Genomic DNA, 22,815 nt, shown 5'->3' with positions numbered 1-22,815 from the left:
CCGTTGCTCCGTATGCCGCTGGTCTCGGGCCTGACCCGTGACACGCTGCTGAAGATGGACCCCGAGATCGCCCACGGCGCCACCATCGCGGCGCTGCGGCTCGGCCTCGCGCCGGAGCAGGAGGGCGTCGATCCCCCCGAACTGCACACCACGCTTTGCGGGCTCGACCTCAAGAACCCGGTCGGCATGGCGGCCGGCTTCGACAAGAATGCGGAGGTGCCCAAGCCGCTGGCCCGCATGGGCTTCGGCATGGTCGAGATCGGCACCGTCACGCCGCGCCCGCAGGTCGGCAACCCCAAGCCGCGGCTGTTCCGGGTCACCCCGGCCGATGGGGTGATCAACCGCATGGGCTTCAATAACGAGGGCCATGACGCGGCCTTTGCCCGGCTGAAGGGTGCGCATGTCGGCGCCATCCTCGGGGTCAATATCGGGGCCAACAAGGACTCTGAGGATTTCGTCGCCGACTATGTCACCGGCGTCACCCGCTTCGCCGAGGTCGCCGATTACCTGACGGTCAACATCTCGTCCCCCAACACCCCCGGCCTCAGGAACCTTCAGGCCGACGAGGCGCTGACGCGGCTGCTGGCCGCGGTGCTGAAGGCCCGCTCCAAAGCCTCGGTGCGCGTGCCGGTGCTGCTGAAGATCGCCCCCGATCTCGACGAGAAGGCGCTCGACGGCATCGCCAAAGTGGTGCTCGCCACCGATCTCGACGGGCTGATCGTCTCCAACACCACGCTGAGCCGCGACCCGGTGCAGGGCCTGGAGAATGCCACCGAAACCGGCGGCCTCTCCGGCAAGCCGCTGTTCAACCTCGCGACGCAGAAGCTGGCGCAGGTCCGCCAGCGGGTGGGCAAGCTCCCGATCATCGGAGTTGGGGGCATCCACTCGCCCGAGAGCGCCGTGGCCAAGTTCGAGGCCGGCGCCGACGCGATCCAGCTCTACTCGGCCCTGGTGTTCGGCGGGCTCGATATGCTCGACCGGCTGAAGCGCGGGCTGAGCGCTGCGGTGCGGAGCAGGGGGCTGAAGTCGGTGTCCGAGCTGACCGGGCTGACGACGGCTGAGTGGGCTTCAGGCAAGGCTAGCCTCTAGGATCCGGTGGCTCGCAAGGGGGAGGGAGACGCAGACTGAGATGCTGGTGTGAGGGTCTCCCTCCCCCTTGCGGGGAGGGGACAGGGGTGGGGGTCCACAGCCACCGGCCGATCAGTCAGCTACTGAACAACCCCGCCTTCTTCCGCTCCAGCGCCCACCAGTAAAAGCCGGCGCGGCAGAGGAAGAACAGGTGGATCGAGATCCATAGCCCGGTATTGCCGAACGCCCCCTGCAGCACCACGGCGGCGGCGAGGAACAGGCCGAGCGCCAGCACCATGCCGTTGCGCATCACCGTATTGAGCGTGACGCCCACCAGAATGCCGTCGAACACGAAGGCCGGCATGCCGGTTAGCGAGGAGAGCGCCGCGACCCACAGGAACATCCGGGCATATTCGCGCACCGGTTCGCTCGTGGTCATGAAGTCGATCAGGTACCAGCCGCCGGCGAACCAGACCAGCGCCAGCCCGACCGCGATCAGCGTGCCCCAACGGAATGCGAGGGTGTAGGCGCGGTCGAAGGCCGGCCGCCAGTTGGCGCCGACCGCCTTGCCGCAGAGCTGCTCGGCCGCCTGGGCGATGCCATCGAGGAAGAAGCCCGAGATCATCAGGAAGTTGAGGAGGATGGCGTTGGCGGCGAGCGGCACTTCGCCCAGTCGCGAGCCCTGCGCGGCGAAATAGGCGTAGGCCCCCATCAGCGCGATCGAGCGGATCATCAGATCGCGGCTCAGCCCGAACATCCGTCTGAGCGCATGGCCGTGGAACAGCTCGTCCGGCACGATCATTGCCACCACCTTGCCGGCTCCGCCGAAATGCCGGACCAGCAGCACGAGGCCGAGGAGGCACGCCGCGGCCTGGCCGATCACCGTCGCCAGCGCCGCACCGTGCGGGCCCCAGCCAAAGCTCATCACGAACAGGATCGACAGCGGAATATCGATGCCGTGGATCAGCATCTGCAGCATCATGCCGGTCTTGGCCTGCGCCCGGCCATAGAACCAGCCGAGCAGCGCATAGTTGATCAGCGAGAACGGCGCCGCCCAGATCCGTACCTCGAAATACTGCTTCAACGCCTCGGCGACACCGGCGGTCGGCGCCATCGCGAGGTTCGCCAGCGCCAGCAGCGGCAGCTGCAGCGCGATCATCAGCACGGCGGCGATCACTCCGATGCCGATGGCCCGCGCCACATGCAGCAGGCCGTCGCGCGGGTCGCGCGCCCCGATCGCCTGGGCGGTCAGCCCGGCCGTGCCGGTCCTCAGGAAATACGCCATCGAGAAGATGAAATCGAACACCAGCGCGCCCAGCACAACGCCGCCCAGCATTGCCGCATCGCCCTGCCGGCCGATCACCGTGATATCGACCAGCCCGGCCAGCGGCTCGGTGATGAAGGCCACCGAGGCGGGCAGCGCAATGGCCCAGACGTCGCGGGAGCGCACGTCGAACGGATAGGTCGGTCGGGTCAATTGGGCCGTCTGAAATGGAGGCGGGGTGGGCGATTCGATGGAACGGGCTAAACTCTACGCCAGCCGTGCGGCCCGGTCACGCCTCCGCCGGTTCTGGCAACAGCAGTATGACGAGTGCAAGGCCGATCATCGAAATGAACTCGAAGGCCTTCTGCTGGCCGTTCCAGGTTTCCGACTGCCACATGGCGAACCACTCACCGCCGACGACGACGAAACCCAGCCCGAACAACAGAAAGCCCATGGTGAGGCCGGCAGCGGCGATGCCCTTGGCGCGGGCGAACCCCAGACCGGAGACGGCCGCGAGCAGCCGGATCACGCCGATCCACAGCACCAGCGCCGTCAGCGCCTCCCAGCCGATAATGCCCCAATATCCGGCGGTCTGCAGGTTCGGGTCGGTGATCGCCCGCCACTTCAGCGTCGAATTGGGGAAAATGGTGTCCATGCTCAGCACATGCTGCACGAACTGCCAGTTGCTGTCGTAATCGGTGATGTTGCCGTAGGCGATGACCGAAAAGAACAGCGCCACCACCGCCACGAAGCCGATCTTGCAGAAGCGAACAAGCATGGACCTGACCCCGCCGCCGAGACGCCTTAGATGCGTAGCAGGCGCATGGGCGCGGCGGTAGCCGGGTCAGCGCTCGGTCATCAGATCTATGGCGATATCGGCACGGCCGCGGGAGCGTTTTACCAGATCGTAGTTGGCGAGGTCGACGCGCTCGATATGTTCGCGGTTGCGCTCGGCGGTGAACAGGCCGTGCTCGGCATGCCGTGCCAGCAGCCTCGCCTTCACCGTGTGGCGCGGCAGGTCGATGAACACCGCAAGGTCGAGCAGCGGCCGCACCTGCCACCACGGCGCATTGGCCAGCAGCAGGTAGTTGCCCTCGACCACCAGCACCCGCGCGCCAGCCGGAACGATGAAGGCGTCAATCACCACGTCCTCGATTTCGCGCGAATAGCCGGGGCCGCTCACCTGCACCGTCGCCGCCTTCACCCCAGCGAGGAACTCGGCGAACGCCGCGCCTTCGAAAGTGTGAGGCGCCCCCTTGTCCTTCACCGTGCCGAGGCTCTCGAGCTTGGCGTGCCGCATGTGGAAGCCGTCCATCGGCACATAGGCGGCAAGCTCAGGGGTTGCCGCGTTCAGCGCCTCTACCAGCTTCACCGCCAGCGTCGATTTGCCGACCCCCGGCCCGCCGGCGAGCCCGATGGCGATGCGCCCGTCGTAGGTGGTCAGCATGTGCTGCACCCGCTCGACCAGCAGCGCCAGCGCCGCCTCCGGCCTCAGTTGCAACACTTGCTGTTCGTTGTCGTTCATTGGCGGGCCTCCGGCGAATGGCGTAGCGGATTCCGTGCCCGTGGCCCACCCCCCTCCCGGCCTCCCCCACAAGGGGGGAGGTGAAGGGGAGCTTGTGGTGCGGCTTGTGCCAAGTGAACGGAAGCGGCACCTCCCCCCTTGTGGGGGAGGATGGGAGGGGGGGCCACACACGCTGAAGCAAGTGCTCTTGCCCCTTCCACCGCCTCCCCCCATACTAGGCACAAACCGGGAACGCCCCTTGCCCCTCCGCTCAGAGATCACCGACTGGTTCGCCGGCAAGGGCTGGGCGCCGCGCGCGCATCAGCTTGCGGTGCTGGAGGCGACCGAGGCCGGGGACTCGGCGCTGCTGATCGCCCCGACCGGCGCCGGCAAGACGCTGGCCGGGTTCCTGCCCACCATCAACGACCTGATCGAGCACCCGCGGCCCGGGCTGCACACGCTCTACCTCTCGCCGCTCAAGGCGCTGGCGGTCGACGTGCAGCGCAACCTGATGACGCCGATCAGCGAGATGGGCCTTGGCATCAGGGTCGAGGCCCGCACCGGCGATACTCCGTCACACCGGCGGCAGCGGCAGCGTTTCGATCCGCCGCAGATCCTCTTGACCACGCCCGAGCAACTGGCGCTGCTGCTGAGCCATCCGGACTCCGGCAAGCTGTTCGGCTCGCTCCGGCGCGTCGTGCTCGACGAGCTGCACGCCATGGTCACCAACAAGCGCGGCGAGCTGATGTCGCTCGGTGTCGCGCGGCTCGGCTCGATCGCGCCCCAACTCCGGATCACGGCGCTCAGCGCCACCGTGGCCCGCCCGGACCTGTTGCGCGATTGGATCGCGAGCCCGGTGCCGGGCGCCGAGGCGCGGTTGCTGATGGGGCAGGGCGGAGCGAAGCCGCATATCGAAATTCTGAAGTCTGCTGAGGTGATCCCTTGGGCCGGACACTCCTCGCTCTACGCCATCCCCGATCTCTACCGCACCATCAAGGACCACAAGACGACGCTCTTGTTCGTCAACACGCGCAGCCAGGCCGAGATGCTGTTCCAGGAACTCTGGCAGGCCAACGAGGACATGCTGCCCATCGCCATGCATCACGGCTCGCTGGCGGTGGAGCAGCGGCGCAAGGTCGAGGCAGCGATGTCCGAAGGCCGGCTCCGCGCGGTGGTCTGCACCTCGACGCTCGACCTCGGCATCGACTGGGGCGATGTCGACCTCGTGGTGCAGGTCGGCGCTCCCAAGGGCGCAAGCCGCATGCTGCAGCGCATCGGGCGCGCCAATCACCGGCTGGATGAACCGAGCAAGGCGCTGTTCGTCCCCTCCAACCGCTTCGAGGTGCTGGAGTGCGAGGCAGCGCTGGAAGCCGTCGAGCACAACCACCAGGACAGCGAGGATCCGGTATCGGGCGGCCTCGACGTGCTGGCGCAGCACATCCTCGGTATGGCCTGCGCCGATGCCTTCGATCCGCTTGCACTGCACGCCGAAATCCGCCGCGCCTGGCCCTATCGCGAGCTCAGCTGGGAGCAGTTCGAGCGTACCGTCGATTTCGTCGCCACCGGCGGCTATGCGCTGCGCGCCTATGAGCGCTATGCCAAGCTCCGCCAGACCGGCGACGGCAAGTTCCGCATCTCCAACCCGCAGGTGGCCCAGCAATACCGGCTCAACATCGGCACCATCGTCGAGGAGCCGATGGTGAAGGTGCGGCTGGTCAAAGGCCGCGGCTTCACCAAGGGCGCCACCACCGGCCCGATCGGCCGCTTCGGCCGGGTGCTGGGCGAGATGGAGGAGTACTTCTTCACCACCCTCACTAAGGGCGACACGTTCCTGTTCGGCTCGGAGATCGTCGCCTACGAGGGGATGTTCGAGAGCGAGGCCTATGTGTCGCGCTCGCAGGGCAAGGACCCGAAAATCCCCTCCTATATGGGCGGCAAGTTCCCGCTCTCCACCTTCCTCGCCGACGGAGTGCGCAAGCTCCTCGCCCATCCCGACCAATGGCACCTGTTGCCCGACCAGGTGAGCGACTGGCTGCGTCTGCAGCAGGAGGCCTCTATTCTGCCTGCAGAGGACTCGCTGTTGGTCGAGACCTTCCCCCGCGGCGCGCAGAACTACCTCGTCTGCTACCCGTTCGAGGGGCGGTTGGCGCACCAGACGCTGGGGATGCTCTTGACCCGCCGGCTGGAGCGGGCCCGCGCCCGGCCGCTCGGCTTCGTTGCATCGGACTACTCGCTCGCCGTCTGGGGCCTGGGCGATTTTTCGGCGCTGATCCGCACCGACCGGCTGTCGCTCGACGACCTGTTCGACGAGGATATGCTGGGCGACGATCTCGAGGCCTGGCTCGACGAGAGCCAGCTTATGCGCCGCACCTTCCGCAACTGCGCCATCATCGCCGGGCTGATCGAGCGCCGGCACCCGGGCCAGAAGGAGAAGACCGGGCGACAGATCACCGTCTCCTCCGACATCATCTACGATGTGCTCTACCAGCACGAGCCCGACCACATCCTGATCCAGGCCACTCGTCGCGACGCTGCCCGCGGGCTGCTCGACATCGAGCGGCTCGGCCACATGCTCGCCCGCATCAAGCGTCACATCGTGCACAAGCCGCTCGACCGAATCTCGCCATTGGCGGTACCGGTATTGCTCGATATCGGAAAGGTTCCGGTGGTCGGTGAGGCCCGCGAAAGCACCATGGCCGAAGCCGCCGAGGAACTGATCGCCGAGGCCATGGGCGTCAGCCCCGCGTCGAGCGAGATGAGGAAACGGGCGAATTGACTTCAGCCTGGGCGGCGCGCACTGCCCCGATCGACGACAGAGGCGACCCCGTGTACCTGGATTTCGCCGGTCACAGCTTCGAGCCGCTCCCCTCGGGCGCCCTGTGGTGGGCCGCCGAGGGCGTGTTGCTGGTCGCCGACCTGCACCTCGAAAAGCTCTCGTCCTTCGCCAGGCGCGGCAGCCTGCTGCCGCCCTATGATACCGCCCTGACGTTGCGCCGCATCGAGGCCGACATCGCTGCGACCGGCGCCACCGAAGTTATCGCGCTGGGCGATAGTTTTCACCGCGACGAGGGCACCTCGACGCTGCAGCCGGCCGACCGCCTGCGGCTCGCCACCCTGATGGGCAAGGCCCGTTGGACCTGGATTTCGGGCAACCACGATCCCGCCCCGCACAGCCTCGGCGGCGTTTGCGTCACCGGCCTCAGCCGCGCCGGGCTGACGCTGACGCACGAACCCGGAGCGGGGCAGGGCGTCATCGCCGGCCACCTCCACCCCGCTGCCCATGTGGCGATGAACGGCCGCTCGGTGCGCCGCCCCTGCTTCGTGCACGATGGCCGGCTGTTTGTGCTCCCCGCCTACGGCTCCGCTACCGGCAGCCTCAATATCCTCAGTCCGGCATTCGTCGGTCTGCTGCACTGGCCGACCCTCGAGGTGGCGATGATCGGGCGGGGGCGGGTGTACCCGGTGAGCCCGAAGCGGCTGGTGCCCGGCTACGACTGGTAGCCGCTTGGCGACCTCGGTAAGCCGCTTGGCGACCTCGGCCCGTATCGACCCGACCAGCATTTTGGAGAACTGTCATCCGGCGGTGGGCCGTCCCCCGGGCGCTTGACTGTGCCCGCAGTTATGGAGACCAGCCATGCTGCATATCGCGAACGCGCGACTTCCGGTCCTCATCCTCGGCATCACCGTCGCCCTGTCATTCGGCGCTTCGGCCATCGCCGAGAGCCGGGTGGTCTTCCAGGCCAGCAAGGACGACGTCAAGAAAGCCTGCGACAACATCGAGGGTGGCGGCGGTGTCCCGGTCAAGGGTGAGGGCGGCACCGGCTACGGCTGCTACAACACCAATAACGGGGTTCTGGTCGCCTGTTCCGATGGCGGCACCTGCACCGGCTACCTGCCCAAGGGCGCTCCGCGCAAGAAGGCCCTGGGCAATGTGCTGAACTTCGGTGCTGGCGTTGGCGCCGCGCCCGAGACCAAGAGCTCGGAAGGCGCCGGCGGCGACGGCGGTGGCGGTGCCGGTGGTGAGGTGCCCTGTGGCGGCCCCGACGGCTGCATCCAATAGCTCGGCATGCCGAAATAAACTGCTGCCTTGCTCTTGATCGGCAGGTAACACACCACCCACGTGTCAGCCTCAAACAGGAATGGGACGGCTGACATGCATGGGATCGCGAAACTAGCCGCCGCTTCGGCGGCCTTACTGTTGCTTGCTGCGCCGGCTCTTGCCGAGACGCGCACCATCGAACTGCCGGCCTTTACCGCGCTGGATGTTTCCTCGGGCATCGACGCCGTCGTCAGCATTGGGGCGGCGCAGTCGATCACTGCTGAGGCCAAGGACAAGCGCCTGCTCGACGACCTGCAGCTCAAGGTCGAGGGCAACACGCTGAAGGCCTATTACGACTGGAGCTTCTTCGACATTTTCAGCTTCGGCGATCGCGACCAGATCAAGCTTACCATCACCGTGCCGGCGCTGAAGAAGATCGAAGCCAGTGCCGGTTCTGATGTCGTCGCCGCCGGGATGACCGGCGACATCCTGGAATTCGGGTCTTCGAGCGGCGCTGATCTGTCGCTCAGCGGCGTGGTCGGCAAATTGGTCGAGCTCGACGCCTCCTCCGGCGCCGGACTCAAGGTCGAAGGCACATGCGTCGACGGCAAGGCCAACGCCTCGTCCGGCTCCGATCTCGACGCCGAAGACCTGCTCTGCGCCACCATGGATGCCAATGCCTCCAGCGGTTCCGACCTCGAGGTCTATGCCTCGAAGTCGATCAAGGCCAACGCCTCGTCGGGCTCCGACCTCAGCATCTACGGCAACCCGGCCGAGGTCGACCAGGAAGCGAGCAGCGGCAGCGACATCAAGCTGGAGAACTAGGCTTAGGCACAACCTGGGCTTGGTTAAGCCCACCGGGTCATCCCCGGGAAAGCGGGGAACTCCGTTTGCGATCGTGCGGCAGGCACCAAAACAGAGGTTCCCGCTTTCGCGGGAATGACCCGGTGGGTGGGGCACGACCCTAACTTTGCGCGTATGCGCGCAGGTGGGGATGGCGCCGGCCCGGGCGGGAAGGTCTCGCTCTACCGCTTGAACACCACGCCGCCGAGCCAGCCGGTGAACAGCGCCAGCGCCACGCAGACCAAGCCGTAGAGCAGGGGCTGCGTGCGCGCCGATTGGCCGAGGAAGCGCTCAAAGCCGATCTTCCTGACCGAGAACCCGTCGGACTTCTCGGCGATCACCTGGCCGTTCTTGATCAGGTAGGTGTGCGCAAGATAAGGCCCCGGCGGCGCGTCGGACGGCAGTGCCACCTGCGCGAAGTAGAAAGTGTCCGAACGGAACACCACGCCGTTCTCGTTGAGCTTGAACATGCCCTTCTGCTGCATCAGCCGGGTGAGTTCGCCGCCGAACACCGTGGCATCCCACCAGCCGGCTTTGGCGGTGTAGCGCGCCTGGCTGTCGAGTGGGATTTCCTTTTCCGCCAGCGTGATCGGGTCGGTGATGTTGCTCAGCGGCGCGTCGCTCAGCACCTGGTAGAACGAGGGGAAGCGCTCGAACTCGGCCTGCGAGGTGTTGAGCCAGATGCCGAACTGGTTGGTCTTGCGCCGCGCCACCCGGTTCTGCAGCGGCCCGGTTACGGTGATGATGACGTGATAGGGGCCTTCGACGAAGCGCTGCTCGGCGCCCACTTCCGGCTCGATCGAGCCGAACAATGTCAGCGTCTGGCCGGCAAAGCTCGAGGTGATCGACACCTCGTCCTGGCTGACCTGCGTCACCAGCCGCTCGGCAGAGGCCGGCGAGGCGGCGAGGACCAGCGCCAGCGCGAGCAGCAGCCGGCGCATCAGATCACCCCCGACGCGCCGATCACGGCGGTCGAGTAGACATCGCCCGGGGTCAGCACCAGGCTGATGCCGAAGCGGATGGCGACAGCGAGAACGAGGATGGCGAGCAGTGCGCGCAGCTGTTCGCCACGCAGGTATTTGCCGGCCGAGGCGCCGAACTGGGCCCCCACTGTGCCGCCGACCATCAGGCAGAAGGCGAGCAGGATATCGACGCTCTGGCTCGAGACGGCGTGGAGGATGGTGGTCGCCGCCATCATCGCCACCACCTGCAGCAGCGACGTGCCGATCACCATGTTGCCGGGCATCCTGAGGATGTAGACCAGCGCCGGCACCAGGATGAAGCCGCCACCGATGCCCAAGAGCGACCCGACAAAACCGATGGCGACACCCAGCGCCAACACCGGGATCACCGAGATATAGAGCCGCGATTTCTTGAATCGCACCCGCCACGGCAGGCCGTGGAACCAGTTGTGCTGGTTGGGCAATTTTTCTCGCACCACGATACCGGCGCGGCGCTTCATGATGGCGCGCGCCGCCTCGATCAGCATCAACGTGCCGACGAAACCGAGGAGAATCAAAAAGCCGAGCGAGATGACGAGATCGAGTTGGCCAGCGGCGCGCAGCACCTGGAAGGTCGCAACGCCGCCGAAGGCCCCAAGCACACCCGACAGCACCAGGTAGAGCGCCATATGCAGGTCGATCTGCCCGCGCCGGTAGTAGCTGAGCGCCCCGGAGGTGGAAGCCGCCACCACCTGGCCGGTTACCGAGGCCACCGCGACCGAGGACGGGACGCCCGAAAAGATCAGCAGTGGCGTCAGCAGGAACCCACCGCCCACCCCGAACAGCCCCGACAGGAACCCGACCGCGCCCCCGATCCCCACGAGGAAGAACAGGTTCATCGAAAGCTCGGCGATCGGCAGATAGACCTGCACGTGGGGCGTCCAATAGCACTAGGGCATTCCCGAGGCTCTAGCGTGAGGCCGCGACGGAAATGCGACGGTTTTTCGCGAAATGCCACCGAGCATTAGCAGCAAAATACAAAGGCGAGGTTAGCCTACCGGGTGGGTCGGGAATATGGGACTTAAGCCGTTCCACGTGCCGCCGCTAACCGGGTGGATGTGGACCCACACGGATTGCCTTGTTATCAAACCGGCAGCCAGTACTTCTCAGCGCCCGCAATACCAACCGGATGCCGGAAAGGCGGAGGGCAACGTGGCACCTGCTGACGACCCGGACCGCGACAGCGGTGACGAGAGTGCCCCGGTAGCGCCTCGCGCGAATCCTGTCGTCGGCGAGTACGTCACCGAGACCTTTGACTACGATGGCGGTCGGAACGTTACCGTGTACCTGCCGCCCGACCGTCCCGAGGCCGTGGTGTTTGCTGGTGACGGCCAGTTGATATCTCGGTGGGGCGCCTGTCTCGAAGCGGCGGGCGTAGTGCCCACCATGATCGTCGGCGCCCACCGGGTTACCTCCGAGGATGAGATGGTGAGGCTGGGCGAGTATTCGCCCCCCATTGATCCAGCGCGCTTTGCGGCGCACGAGCAGTTCTTTGTTCATAGCCTCGGCGAATGGGTCCGATCGAGGTTCGGTGCGGCGCTGCCGGCCGAGCGCACCGCGGTAGCTGGTGTGTCGGCGAGCGCCGAACTCTCCCTCGCCATGGGGATGCGGCACCCGGCTCGCTACCGCGCGGTGTTCGCCGCCTCTCCCGGGGCGGGATACCGCCCGCCTGCGGTCATGCCGGAAATGTTGCCGCGAGCCTACCTCACCGCTGGCACCCTCGAACCTTTCTTCCTCGAGAATGCCATCCGCTGGGCCGAGGCCCTGCGGATCGCCGGCGCCGATGTCGTCATGAGCGAGTGCGTCGGCGACCACGGCGACCCGTTCTGGCAAGCCGAGTTCGTAAGAATGGTGCGCTGGGCGTTTGGCCCCGGGTAGGCCTCAAACCCGTTTGAATGAGCGGTAGATGCCGGCCTCATTCGAGCCGCTTGCGGAACTTCATATCGGCGCGGTGCTGCTTGTTACGCTTTATCCGAACCTTGCGACTTTCGGCTTGCGCCTTGGGGTCCTCCTTGCCGGTATGGAAGTTCAGCTCGCGTTGCAGCTTGCCGTACGCCCGCCAGCGCGCGGCATCGAGCGCGCCGGTTTCCAGCGCCGCTGCGATGGCGCAGCCGGGCTCGCCGTCATGGCCACAGTCACGGAAGCGGCATTGCGCGGCCAGCGCCTCGATATCGGCAAAGGCGGTGGACATGCCGTCGCCCGCCTCCCACAGCCCGAGTTCGCGCATCCCTGGCGTATCGAGGATCAGCGCCCCGCTGGGCAGCAGCACCAGTTCCCGGTGCGAGGTGGTGTGGCGGCCACGGGCATCGTCCTCACGGATCGCCTGGGTGGCCATCTGCTCCCGGCCGGCCAGCGCATTGACCAGTGTCGATTTGCCGACACCGGAACTGCCGAGCAACACGGCGGTTTGTCCTGGCTGGAGATAGCCCCGCAAGGCGTCAAGCCCGGCCCCGGTCACCGCCGATACGGCGAGTACCGGCACACCCATCGCCACCGCTTCGATCTCGCTGAGGCGCGCCTCGGCGTCGCTGCACATATCGGCCTTGGTCAGCACGATGACCGGATCGGCCCCGCTCTCCCAGGCGGTGGCCAGATAGCGCTCGATCCGGCGCGCATTGAGATCGGCGTTCATCGAGGCGGCGAGCAAGGCGACATCGACATTGACGGCGACCAGTTGGGCCCGCGCCGCACCCGGGCCGCTGGCCCGGCGCATGAACGTACTGCTGCGCGGCAGCACATGCTGGATGCTGGCGCTCCGCTCGGCCGGCCGCGCCTGGACCGCGACCCAGTCGCCGGTGACCGGAAGTGCACCGTCCTCGGCATCATGCGCAAGTCTGCCGGCCAGCGTGGCCGTTAGCTCGCCGATATCGGTCACGATGTCATAGTGACCACGCTGCTGCACGATGATCCGCGCCGGGATCAGACCCGCGGCCGCATGGGGGGTAAATTGCTGCTTGAGCGCATCGCTCCAGCCGTATTGTTCGAGCAAAATGGAATTCCTTGGATCGGGGCCATGAAGGCGCCAGCCGGAATCCCGTGTGTGCGGAAGTTACGCGGCAGCGCGACGGAAGGCAGTTCTCACAATGTCAGTCATCGGAGCGCCTCCTCTCTGTTGCGCGGCGAGGGAAAGCTAGCCTCGACCCGAGGGCGTGTCAACGCGATCGCGGCTCACCGGCCGCAGAGATTGGCGGAACGCCAGCGGGCTTTGCCTGGTCCACCGCTTGAAGCGCTGACTGAAATAGAACTGGCTGTCGAACCCCACGGTTTCGGCGATCTGCAGCACCGAGAAGCCGGTGCGCGCCAATAGTTCGCTGGCCCGCTGCATGCGGCGCATCTCGAGGTAGCGCTGCACGCTCTGGCCGGTCTCGGCCGTGAACAGATGCGCCAGCCGTGAGCTCGAGAGGCCGACGGCGGCCGCGACGTCGTCGAGCAGAACCTTGCTGGCGAGGTTGCCGTCCAGGTAGTCCATCGCCCGGCGCACGCGCGCGTCGTAATGCGACGTGGCGGCAAGCGGGTTCATCAGGTCGCATTCGAGCAGCAGACCCTCGAGCGCATGCATGGCGAAAGCCTCTCGCTGTCTGAGGTCGCCATGCAGCAACCGATGCACCTCGAGGAAGCGCTCGGCGGCTTTCGGGGGGGCGGGCCGCAGCAGCATGAGGCCGGGTGCAATGGCCGGCCAATCGAGGCATTCCAGCCAATGGGCGCGCGGATGGAAGTGCACCCAGAGCAGCTCCCAGTCGGCTGCGGCAGGGGCAACCGCATAGTCGTGCAGGGTCCCCGGGCGGATCAGCACCCAGTCACCGGGGCCGGAGATCAGCTCCCCACCCACGTGACCAAAACGCCCGGCTCCGGCGATCGTGTGGATCAGCAACCAGTCTCCGACGCCATCCGGTCGAAGCACTCGATAGCCGGATGTTTCGTGGTAGTGCCCGGTCAGCAGCCCGAAAACAGGGGTGTGCGCGAGCTTTTGTGGCTTGATCATAGCAGGATATTACATGCGATCGACCCAATGTTCCATGTTGCTCCGCGGTCTCGCGAGTTAGCTTGCTCGCAACAGGAGGAACCCAATGGCACTGTCGACCGAGCAGAAGCAGCAGTTCGAACGTGACGGCTTTCTGGCGCTGCGTGGCCTGTTCAGCCGCGATGAGATCGACGAGATCCGTGACACCTTCATGCACGAGGCCAAGGATGGACCGGTGCCGGGTCTGTCCGACGTGCCCAAGGCGCGTGCCGGGGCGCCGGCCGCCTCTAGCGATCCCCTCGCGCGCTACCCCAGGATGATGCATCCGCACAAGCACATGGACAAATCGGTCGGCCCGCTCGCCTTGCGCTACATGCGGGACCCGCGGCTGCGGCCGATCCTCGCCGAGCTGTTCGGCGAAGATCCCTTCGCCTGCCAGTCGATGTTCTATTTCAAGCCGCCGGGCGCCCGCGGACAGGATCTGCACCAGGACAATTTCTACCTCCGGGTGAAGCCGGGCACCTGCATGGCCGCCTGGGTCGCGGTGGATGATGCCGATGCCGGCAATGGCGGCATGATGTGCGTACCCCAGACCGCCAGCCTCGACATTGCCTGCCCCGAAAAGGCCGACCCGACGCTGTTCTTTACGACCGAGCACGTCGAGCCGCCGCCGGGCTTCGAGCCGCAGATGATGGAGCTGAAGGCCGGCGACGTGCTGTTCTTCAATGGCAGCGTCATTCATGGCTCGACGCCGAACACCAGCACCGATCGCTTCCGCCGCTCGCTCATCTTCCACTATGTGCCGGCCAGCACGGTCGAGATGAGCCACTATTACGAGGCCCTGAGCTTCGACGGTGAGAAGCAGGATATCGCCGTCAACATGGACGGCGGCCCCTGCGGCACCACCCAGGATCTTCCCGCCGGCCCGCACTGAAAGGCGCGGGCGCTGGAGCGCTTTCAGGAAAAGTTGCAGACTTTTCCGGTTAGAAAGCGCAACCAAATCAAAGACTTAGAGCATTGCACCGATTCAAGTAAACGGTGCAATGCTCTAGGCGGCAGCAGCGCCGAACCGGTCGCGATAGGCGCTGGCCGAGAGGCCGGTGACCTTGAGGAAGACCCGGCGAAAGGCGGATGGGTCCTTGTAGCCGACGTTCCAGGCGATCCGCTCGACGGTGTCGCGGCTGAATTCCAGCCGTTCTCGGGCCAGTGCGATCCTGAGCGCCTGCACATACTCGGTCGGCCTCAGGCCGGTGGCTTTCTGGAAGCGGCGAAGGAAGGTGCGGGTCTCGAGCCCGGCCCGTTCGGCAAGGTCCGGGACATTGATCTCTTCGCTGCGATGCGCCTGCAGCCAGTGCTGCACCCTCAGCACCGCGTCGTCGCCATGTGACAGCCGCGGCGCGAAGGTCGAGTAGTGGCGCTGCTCGCGCCCGGCCGGGTCGACCAGCAGGAACTTGGCCGTGTCGGCCATCACCGTCGGGCCGAGCACGCGGTGAACGAGGCGCAGCCCCAGGTCGGTCCAGGCCAGCATGCCGCCGGCAGTGATGATGTCGCCGTCCTCGACGATGATATCGCCGGCCGTGACCTCGACATCCGGGAAAGCCATGCCGAAGGCCTCGGCATAGAGCCAGTGCGTCGTCGCGCGTCGTCCCGACAGCAGCCCGGCATGCCCGAGCATGAAGGCGCCACCGCAGATCGAGGCGATGGTTGCGCCGGTATCGTGGCGCTGGCGCAGCCAGCCGGTGAAATCGGCTGCCTCCGCCGCGGTCAGCGGATCGGCCAGCCGGCCGGGGATGACGATGTATTCGGGCTGCCCGCTGAGGCCGGGATCGCTGTCATAGCTGCGCTCGAAGCCGGCCTCGCCCACCCGCCAGTGGCTGGTGCGGATGCGGTCGGCACCGCCATGCTGGCGCGCATAGTCGTTGGCGACCTGGAACGCATCGGTGAGCCCGTGCACCGACGCCATGGCGCAGCCGGGGTAGAGCAGGAGGCCGATTTCAGTGTGCCTCAGTCCGTCCATCGTCTTTGTCACTTCTGGCCCCGACTATGTCAGTTGCGGCAATCGTCGCCGGTCAAGCTCAAGCTTAGGGTCATCACATCGCGGCGGACAAGGGTTCGCCCAACCAAGGAGAGACCCAAAATGACCAAGACAATCGTTCTGATCCACGGCGCCTGGCTCAACAGCCTCAGCTGGGAAAACGTCAAGGCCCGCTACGAAGCCAAGGGCTACACCGTGCTCACCCCCGATTGGCCGTTCGACGACCGCGCCCCGTCGGCACTGCGGGCCAACCCGGCCCCGGAACTGGCAAAGATCGGCCAGCGCCAGATCGTCGACCACTTCGACAAGATCATCCGCGCCCTGCCAGAACAGCCGATCCTGATCGGCCACTCGTTCGGCGGCGTTATCGTCCAGCAGTTGCTGGCCCGTGGCCTCGGCGTCTCCGGCGCGGCGATCAACCCCGCTCCCACTCCCGGCGTGCCGCTCGGACCCCAGGCGATTATCTCGGCCCTGCCGGTGCTCGGCGACCTGTTCAGCTGGAAGAAGGCCAAGCAGATGTCGTTGAAGTTCTTCTCGACCCGTTTTGCCCAGACCGAACCCAATCCGGCAGCCAAGTATGACCGCTACGTCATCCCGACCGCCGGCAAGGTTTACTGGGATGGTGTGATCAACCCGATGCTGATCGACTGGGCCAGGCAGAACCGCGCCCCGCTCCTGCTCATCGGCGGCGGCAAGGACCTGATCGCCGACGCCTCGATGACCGACGCCATCTACCGCAAGCAGAAGCAGGCCGCTTCGACCACCGAGCTCAAGATCTTCGATGATCGCTCGCACTGGACGCTGATGGACAAGGGCTGGGAAGCCGTCGCCGACCTGGCGCTCAACTGGGCCGTCGAACACGCCACCGACAAGCGCCCCGCCCTGCGGCTGGCGGCCTGAATGGCCAAGCCCACCGGTCCCGACGATAACGCGGTTGGGACCGGTCGCCTCAAAAAGTCCGCTTCGGCTCGAAGCGGACTTTTGGCCATCTGATCCTGGGCGAAGCCCGACTGCGACGTCATCTGCGTTCCCGCCTGAGCGGGACCCCAGGGGTTCGCGACCTCAACGCAGATCAAGCCCCAGTTCGCGGGATGGCATAAAGTGGGGCTTCATGTTGGGAGTGCCCATGTCTGCAGTGCTCAAGACCGTCTGGTTCGTCGAGACCCGCTTCCGGGACAATGAGCTTTCGCTTGAGGCGATGGCGGACCATGCAGGCGTTTCACGCTCGCACCTGTCGCGCACCTTTCCGATACTCACCGGCTACCAACTCTCGACTTACCTGCGCGGCCGGCGGCTCACAGAGGCGGCGAAAGAACTCGCCAGCGGAGCCCCCGACATTCTCAATGTGGCGCTCGACGCGGGGTACGGGTCGCATGAGGCTTTCACCCGCGCCTTCCGCGACCAGTTCGGGCTGACGCCCGAGGAATTACGGCGGAGGCGTTCGCTCGACACGCTCGATCTCGTGGAGCCTCTGAGCATGGACTCGCCCGAAAAAGTGAAGCTCGCGCCGCCGGCCGTTCAGGATCGGCATGCCCAGCGCATCGCCGGCCTCAGCAACCATTTCACATTCAGGACGCTGGATACCATCCCACACCTCTGGCGGCGCTTCGGACCCTACCTGCCCGAGATGCGAGTGGATGGACCTCCCCCCGCGTTCGGCGTCACTGGATCGATGCCGGAGGGCAGCGACGGCTTCGACTATTTCGCGGCGGCGCCGTTGCCAAAAGGCCGTGATCTCTTGCCCGGCCTCACCGAAATGACGCTGCCCGCCGGAACCTATGCCCAGTTCAGGCATGAAGGGCACATCTCGGGCATCCGCGCGACCTGTGCGGCCGTATTCGAGAGTGGCATTCCAGCCCTCGGACGTGAGCCGGACACCCGGTGGTTCAGTTTTGTGGAGTATTACGGCCCAGACTTCGAACCATCGACCGGGTTCGGAACTGTGGAGATCTGGGTCAAGCTCAAGCAATGATCGAGAGACTCGTCGCCAACACCGGGCCGGGGCAAGCGGCTGCACCGCGTTGCAACCTGTGACAGATCCGAGCCAAAGGACATCGGCATGCTGACGCTGCCCAGGATCGTTGATCGCCCGGAGACGCCCTATTTCGCCCTCAAGCGGACCGTCACCCTGCCGTTTGAAGCGGAAATTCCCAGCATCATGGCGACGCTGCGATCTCGTCTCGACACTCAGAGTGTAGTTCCCGCTGGCCCAGTGTTTTTCAAGCACAACGTCGTCGCCATGCCTGTGATCGAGATGGAATTCGGCGTGCCGGTTGAGCGCTTGCTGCCTGCGGAGGGGGATTTCGTGACTGGCATCTTGCCGGCCGGACGATATGCCGAGATCACCTATAAAGGCCCCTATGACGACCTGATGGAGGTCAACGGCCTGCTCATCATCTGGGCTCGAGAGCTTGGCCATAGCTTCGACGCACGGCCTGTGGGCGGCGGCGAGTGGTTCGCGAACCGGGCAGAAATTTATCATACGGACCCGGAGGACGACGCGAGCACCGCGTCGAGCCGAACCACCGTCTCGATCAAGCTCAAGGATGCGAATTCTTGAGTGCATCGGTACGGAGAGGGGCATGAAGGCAGAAACCGTCATCGGTCCGGTCACGATCGTCGAGAAGCCCGATCGGCCTTACGTGGGCATTCGCTTGAACACCCCGTTCCCAGGGATGTTCGCCGTCGCCACACGGGCGCTCAAGGACCTGCGAGCCTGGAGCAAGGCCAACGGCCTCGAGGAGGACGGCCCGTATTTCCTCCGCTACTATCATTGCGATATGCGGGACATCATGGAAATCGAGGCCGGTTTCCTGACTGGAGCCGCTCCGCTCGACCATCCTCAAATCAAGGGCGGCCTGCTCCCTGGAGGCAAATACGCCTCGCTGATTTACCGGGGCAACGGCCTGCGCGGCAATCAAGCGCTCATGCAATGGGGCCGCGATACCGGCACCGCGTTTGCGGCGATCGACCCTACGCGCGCCGAGTCATACTTGTGCCGCTACGAGGCCTATCTGACCGATCCCCGGGTCGAGCCGCGAAAGCTGCTCTGGGATGTTGAGCTGTCGATCAAGCTGGCGAGCTAGACGACACGGGTCCCACCGTGCGCCGCCGGTAAGGCCTGTGCCTGCCTAAACCGGCTGGCTGCCCAGCACCGCCAGCAGCCGCGGATTGATTTCGCCGCTTTCGCTCATCCCGGTGGAGCGCTCGAAACTCTTGATCGCTTCAGCGGTCTTGGGGCCCGCCATGCCGTCGGGGGTGCCGATGTCAAAGCCGAGCTGGTGCAGTGCCATTTGCACGCCCTTCACCACCTTGAGGTTGGTGATCGGGGCCCCGGGGTCGAACTTGTCGCTCCAGGTGCCGATCGGCGCGAAGTTGGCGACGAAATCGATGGGCTGCGGCTGGAAGGCAGCGACGTCGGCGGTCACCTGCTGCGCCGTCGCCGCATCGAGCGAAGCGGCGATATCGTCGCGCGACTTGGCGGCATCCTTGTCACCCTTGTTGGCGGCGAGGCTGAACCACTTGAACGAGGCCGCGAGGTCCTGCTTCACCCCCAGCCCGCGGGCGTACAGCATGCCCAGGTTGAACTGGCTGTCCTTCATGCCGCGGCTTGCTGCTTCCTCGAACCATTTGGCAGCGGCGTCGAACTGCTGCGTGCCAAGTCCGCCGCCGGCATAGAGCGCGGCGAGGTTATGCATCGCCATGCGGTTACCCGCTTCGGCGGCCTGCTGGTACCAGAGGCGCGCCTGGGCGAGATCCTTCTCCACGCCGCGGCCGTTCTCATAAAGGTTGCCCAGCCGGTACTGTGCCGGTGCAAAGCCCTGGCCGGCGGCGCGCTCGTACCACATTGCCGCGGCCTTCAAGTCCTCGGGGACAGCACGACCTTCGGTGTAGATTGCCGCAACTTCGAATTGCGCCCGTGCATCGCCATTGGCGGCAGCAGCCAGCAGCGGCTCGGGGCCGACAGAAGCCGGCGGCCGGTCGACCTTGACCGGGCTTTCCATCGCGTCGACCAGCGGCTCGATCGTGTCGCTGAGGCTGGCAACCCCGGCGGGCGCCTCGCTTCCGACGGGCGTCGCCTCGCCTCCGATGGGCGCCTTTTCGGCCACGGCGGTCGCAGCCTCGAAGGCCTGCGGCATTTTCGGGGCTTCGGCGGAGGCGACGAACTTCTGCGGGGCGCCGCCGCCGATCGAGGCGGTGGTCAGCTTGTCGAGCGTCGGGATCACCCGGGGCGTCGCCTTGCCAGGCTGCGCGGCGAAACCTTGCTGGGCCAGCGGCACCGGGGTGAGGGCCGCGTCGCCGACGTCCTGCGTTGCCTGGCTGGTCGGCGGCGGTGCCTCGGCCTCGGACGGCTTCATCCGCTGGTTGATCAGGTTGATGGTGAGACAGGCAAGCGCCACGACGCTCGCGGCCAAGAGGATCGGCTGCTTATGGCGGAGCAGGAAGCTCTGCTTCGGTTTGGCGTCGTCTGCTGACGGGCTGGTTTCCTCGGCGCCGAGCGCCACGAGGTTGGGCTCGGGCGCGACCGGCAGCACACGCGCCGCCGGCTCATCCGGCTGCCACTGGCTCGCCGGCTCCTTGTCGCCGGCCAACTGGCGTGGCGCTTTGGCCTTGAACAATCCGGCGAACGGCAGGCCGCTTTTGGCGGTCTCGTCCCCGACCGGCTTGATCTCCTTGGCCTTGGCGAGCTTTTCCGCCTTCACCGGCTTGCTCATCTCGGCGGCCGGCTTGGCTGGCATGGTCACTGCCGGAACGACAGCTGGCGCCTCGGTGCGGCTCGCCTGGAAGCGCGCGAACGCCTTGCCGATCAGCGAGCCACCGGCTGCCGAAACCGGCTCGGCCTTGCCGACTGCCGCCTGGCGGGCCGCACGGCGATGCGCCTCGATGAAGGTGTTGCGGTTGGGCATCGGCGGCTCGTCGGCCACCGATGCAGCCGGACGCAGTTCGGCCTTCGGGCTGGCGACGAACACCTCGTCGGCCGGCAGGTCGAGGGTGGATTTCGGCTGCGGCGGACGCTCGGCGAGGGTCGGGTCGAACGCCGGCTTCTCGGGCTCATCCATCAGGTCGAGCGAGGGCACCGGCGCCGGCGGCAGTTCGGCGCTCGGCTCGGCCGGGCGCTTGCGCGGCCCGTTCTTCACTTCGAGCGCCGTGCGCAGCGGATTGGGATCGTCGCCGAACGGCTTGTCGAGCAGCGGCGCATCGATGCTTGGGTCGGCCGGCATGCTGTCGCCGAGGTCGACGCGCTGCGGGCGCGACGGCAGTTCGTCTTCGAACGACAGGTTGTCGAGCAGCGGCGCGATCGGGTTGAGCGGCTCGCTGACCACCGGCGCGGCGGCTGCAGCCAACGGCTTGCTCTCCGGCTTGGGTGTCTCGAGCTTGGGCGCCGGTGTCTCGGGCAGCTTGGCGAAACTTGCGGGAGCCGCAGCAGCCGGGGCAGGGGCCTTGGCCTCCAGCGACGTCTCGAGCCGCTTCAGCCGCTCGTTCACTTCACGGATGGTGGCGTCGAGCGCGACGGTTTCGGCGGCTGGCTTCTCCTTGGCAGCCGCCTTCATCGCCTGGCTGACGCGCTTCTCGATCTCGGCATAGCCGGCCTCGTCGAGCCCGGCCTTGGCCGGCTGGTCGAGCTGCCGCATGGCGTCCGAGGTGCGCGCTGCCACCAGGTCGGCAAGCTGGTCGAAATCCGGCGCCTCAGTGGCGGCCGGCGCCGCATAGAGTTTTGCGAGGCCGGTGAGCTGCTCGCCCGTCTGATCCATGCGCGCCACGAGCTGGCGCACCTGCGCTTCGAGTTGGCTGATGCTGACCTCGGACGACCGGTCGTCGACCTTGTCGGTCAGAACTTCGAGCTGCTGCTCCAACGCCGCGAAGCGCGGCTCCAGCGCCCCCAGCACGGTGTTGCGCAGCGCCTCCATATCGAGCTTCAGCTCGCCGACTTCGGTGTTCCGCCCCTCGATATCGGAGATCCTGACGTTCAGCGCATCGATCAGCTCGATCAGCCCCTGCGGCTGCTGCGGCGATCGCATCGCCTGCGCCACACGCCCGAGTTCCTCGGTGATCTTTTCGAGCTCGGCTGGCGGCATCGCCATGGTCCGCTCGATCGCATCGACCCGATCGTAGATGTTGCGGACGCCATCCTCGATGGCGCCCATCGCCTCCTTGAGGCCATCCTTGGGGCTGTCGACCCGGTTGGCGTACTGCACCTGCAGGTCGGCGAGCCGGCCCACGGTGGCGCTGACGTCGTCGAGCCGCGCCGTCATGCCGCTCACGTCGGAGCGGTCAGCATAGTGCTTCTGCAGTTCAGCCAGCTTACCGACGGTCAGCGACACGTCGTCGAGCCGCTGGTTCAGCGCTGTCATGTCGAGCTTGGGGCCATCGGCGATGAGCTTGGCGAGCCCGGCGATGTGGCCCTCGAGCCGCTTCACCTGTCCGGTTTCGCCCACCGCGCCAGCCAGCAGCTCCACCACATGGCTGAGCTGGCCGACCTGATCGGCGATCTCGCGCACATTGGCGGTCTGGCCTTTGGCCTGCACCCTCAGTTCGCCTTCGAGACGCTCGAGACGGGTGGAAATGCCGCCCACGGCTTCGGCCAGTTCGTCGAACTGCGGCGCGCTCTGTGGCGGCTGCTGGTGCGGCAGCTGCGGGGCAGGGGCAGACGGGGCGCCGAAATGGCGCGAACGAATCTGCTGGATCGCCGATTCGAGCGTGTCGCGCGGGTTGGCCGGCGCCACTGGTTCATCGCGGTCGGAGAATTTGTCGATGGCCCGCTGCACCGAGCGCAGCGCTTCGCGATGCCGGGTATCGGGCTCGGCCTCGGTCACCTGGTGACGAAGGTCGCGCATCCGTTCGGCGAGGCCCTGGTAAGTCGGCTCAGGCCTTGCAGTGCGGGCGACTTGCGTTTCGACCTGATCCAGCAGCGCCACCAGCTCGCCGCGCAGCTCCTGCCATTCGCCGGAACCCGGTTGGCCGTAGTCTTGCGTCTGGAACGTGGAAGTCGCGCGGGCCATCGGTCGATCCCAAGCACCTGAAACGGAACAGCTCAGACCCAGTTCGGGCCATGAGCAATCCGGTTACTCTTGGGAAAACATGGTAAAGATCGCGTTAAG

At 66.3% G+C, this 22,815-nt stretch carries 20 protein-coding genes; 11 read left to right on the top strand and 9 right to left on the bottom strand.

The annotated features are described in order from the left end of the window. Positions 1 to 12: 12 nt before the first annotated feature. Positions 13 to 1,089, top strand: a complete 1,077-nt coding sequence (locus tag ASC89_RS23525; RefSeq protein ID WP_056003198.1) for a quinone-dependent dihydroorotate dehydrogenase — start codon at positions 13 to 15, stop codon at positions 1,087 to 1,089. 115 nt (positions 1,090 to 1,204) lie between these two features. Here ASC89_RS23525 and ASC89_RS23520 read toward each other — a convergent pair whose 3' ends face one another. The 3 genes from ASC89_RS23520 to ASC89_RS23510 form a co-directional block, all read right to left on the bottom strand. Further along, positions 1,205 to 2,545: an MATE family efflux transporter gene (locus ASC89_RS23520; protein WP_056002525.1), complete on the bottom strand. Its 1,341-nt coding sequence runs from the start codon at positions 2,543 to 2,545 to the stop codon at positions 1,205 to 1,207. A gap of 76 nt (positions 2,546 to 2,621) precedes the next feature. Further along, positions 2,622 to 3,110: a DUF2165 family protein gene (locus tag ASC89_RS23515; protein WP_056002522.1), complete on the bottom strand. Its 489-nt coding sequence runs from the start codon at positions 3,108 to 3,110 to the stop codon at positions 2,622 to 2,624. 66 nt (positions 3,111 to 3,176) lie between these two features. Continuing rightward, a complete protein-coding gene (locus ASC89_RS23510) occupies positions 3,177 to 3,857 on the bottom strand; it encodes a hypothetical protein (protein ID WP_055887607.1) in 681 nt (226 codons plus the stop codon). A 211-nt stretch (positions 3,858 to 4,068) separates the two neighbouring features. Here ASC89_RS23510 and ASC89_RS23505 point away from each other — a divergent pair, with 211 nt between their 5' ends. The 4 genes from ASC89_RS23505 to ASC89_RS23490 all read left to right on the top strand — a co-directional run bounded on the left by ASC89_RS23505 (position 4,069) and on the right by ASC89_RS23490 (position 8,700). Further along, positions 4,069 to 6,612 (top strand): ligase-associated DNA damage response DEXH box helicase, encoded by a 2,544-nt coding sequence (locus tag ASC89_RS23505; protein ID WP_055888006.1) that lies wholly within the window; start codon positions 4,069 to 4,071, stop codon positions 6,610 to 6,612. Continuing rightward, entirely contained in the window at positions 6,609 to 7,337 is a 729-nt protein-coding gene (gene pdeM / locus ASC89_RS23500) for a ligase-associated DNA damage response endonuclease PdeM (protein ID WP_056002519.1), read from the top strand. The genes ASC89_RS23505 and pdeM overlap by 4 nt, the downstream gene beginning before the upstream one ends. A gap of 133 nt (positions 7,338 to 7,470) precedes the next feature. Continuing rightward, positions 7,471 to 7,896 carry a hypothetical protein gene (locus ASC89_RS23495; RefSeq protein WP_056002516.1) on the top strand — a complete coding sequence of 142 codons (426 nt, stop codon included), beginning with the start codon at positions 7,471 to 7,473 and terminating at the stop codon, positions 7,894 to 7,896. 93 nt (positions 7,897 to 7,989) lie between these two features. Then, a complete protein-coding gene (locus ASC89_RS23490) occupies positions 7,990 to 8,700 on the top strand; it encodes a head GIN domain-containing protein (protein ID WP_056002513.1) in 711 nt (236 codons plus the stop codon). A gap of 200 nt (positions 8,701 to 8,900) precedes the next feature. On the opposite strand, the gene ASC89_RS23485 is transcribed toward ASC89_RS23490, so the two are convergent. Both ASC89_RS23485 and ASC89_RS23480 read right to left on the bottom strand, forming a co-directional pair. Further along, positions 8,901 to 9,659, bottom strand: a complete 759-nt coding sequence (locus tag ASC89_RS23485) for a TIGR02186 family protein (protein WP_055887602.1) — start codon at positions 9,657 to 9,659, stop codon at positions 8,901 to 8,903. After that, positions 9,659 to 10,591 (bottom strand): sulfite exporter TauE/SafE family protein, encoded by a 933-nt coding sequence (locus ASC89_RS23480; RefSeq protein WP_055887600.1) that lies wholly within the window; start codon positions 10,589 to 10,591, stop codon positions 9,659 to 9,661. The genes ASC89_RS23485 and ASC89_RS23480 overlap by 1 nt, the downstream gene beginning before the upstream one ends. A gap of 280 nt (positions 10,592 to 10,871) precedes the next feature. On the opposite strand from ASC89_RS23480, the gene ASC89_RS23475 reads away from it, so the two are divergent. Beyond that, complete coding sequence (locus tag ASC89_RS23475) at positions 10,872 to 11,597, top strand: esterase family protein (RefSeq protein ID WP_056003194.1); 726 nt, start codon at positions 10,872 to 10,874, stop codon at positions 11,595 to 11,597. Positions 11,598 to 11,634: 37 nt separating this feature from the next. Here ASC89_RS23475 and rsgA read toward each other — a convergent pair whose 3' ends face one another. Both rsgA and ASC89_RS23465 read right to left on the bottom strand, forming a co-directional pair. After that, positions 11,635 to 12,708 carry a ribosome small subunit-dependent GTPase A gene (gene rsgA, locus ASC89_RS23470; RefSeq protein WP_056002510.1) on the bottom strand — a complete coding sequence of 358 codons (1,074 nt, stop codon included), beginning with the start codon at positions 12,706 to 12,708 and terminating at the stop codon, positions 11,635 to 11,637. Positions 12,709 to 12,849: 141 nt separating this feature from the next. Beyond that, entirely contained in the window at positions 12,850 to 13,701 is an 852-nt protein-coding gene (locus ASC89_RS23465; protein ID WP_056002507.1) for a helix-turn-helix domain-containing protein, read from the bottom strand. Between the two features lie 85 nt (positions 13,702 to 13,786). On the opposite strand from ASC89_RS23465, the gene ASC89_RS23460 reads away from it, so the two are divergent. Further along, positions 13,787 to 14,614, top strand: a complete 828-nt coding sequence (locus ASC89_RS23460) for a phytanoyl-CoA dioxygenase family protein (protein ID WP_056002504.1) — start codon at positions 13,787 to 13,789, stop codon at positions 14,612 to 14,614. Between the two features lie 114 nt (positions 14,615 to 14,728). Here the strand turns inward: ASC89_RS23460 and ASC89_RS23455 are convergent, their stop codons facing one another. Further along, positions 14,729 to 15,697 (bottom strand): GlxA family transcriptional regulator, encoded by a 969-nt coding sequence (locus ASC89_RS23455; protein ID WP_056002501.1) that lies wholly within the window; start codon positions 15,695 to 15,697, stop codon positions 14,729 to 14,731. A gap of 120 nt (positions 15,698 to 15,817) precedes the next feature. On the opposite strand from ASC89_RS23455, the gene ASC89_RS23450 reads away from it, so the two are divergent. The 4 genes from ASC89_RS23450 (at position 15,818) to ASC89_RS23435 (ending at position 18,801) form a co-directional block, all read left to right on the top strand. Beyond that, the gene (locus ASC89_RS23450; RefSeq protein WP_056002498.1) at positions 15,818 to 16,615 is read left to right on the top strand and encodes an alpha/beta hydrolase; all 798 of its coding nucleotides are present in this window, start codon (positions 15,818 to 15,820) and stop codon (positions 16,613 to 16,615) included. 226 nt (positions 16,616 to 16,841) lie between these two features. Continuing rightward, a complete protein-coding gene (locus tag ASC89_RS23445; RefSeq protein WP_056002495.1) occupies positions 16,842 to 17,687 on the top strand; it encodes a helix-turn-helix domain-containing protein in 846 nt (281 codons plus the stop codon). A gap of 87 nt (positions 17,688 to 17,774) precedes the next feature. Beyond that, the gene (locus ASC89_RS23440) at positions 17,775 to 18,275 is read left to right on the top strand and encodes a GyrI-like domain-containing protein (RefSeq protein WP_056002493.1); all 501 of its coding nucleotides are present in this window, start codon (positions 17,775 to 17,777) and stop codon (positions 18,273 to 18,275) included. Between the two features lie 22 nt (positions 18,276 to 18,297). Continuing rightward, on the top strand, positions 18,298 to 18,801 hold the full coding sequence (locus ASC89_RS23435; protein ID WP_056002490.1) for a GyrI-like domain-containing protein: 504 nt from the start codon (positions 18,298 to 18,300) through the stop codon (positions 18,799 to 18,801). Between the two features lie 45 nt (positions 18,802 to 18,846). Here the strand turns inward: ASC89_RS23435 and ASC89_RS23430 are convergent, their stop codons facing one another. Continuing rightward, positions 18,847 to 22,716 (bottom strand): peptidoglycan-binding protein, encoded by a 3,870-nt coding sequence (locus ASC89_RS23430; protein WP_056002487.1) that lies wholly within the window; start codon positions 22,714 to 22,716, stop codon positions 18,847 to 18,849. Positions 22,717 to 22,815 lie beyond the last annotated feature (99 nt).

The organism is Devosia sp. Root413D1, assembly GCF_001425235.1.
GTDB lineage: Bacteria > Pseudomonadota > Alphaproteobacteria > Rhizobiales > Devosiaceae > Devosia_A.
This window is presented reverse-complemented; position numbering and strand designations above follow the sequence as displayed.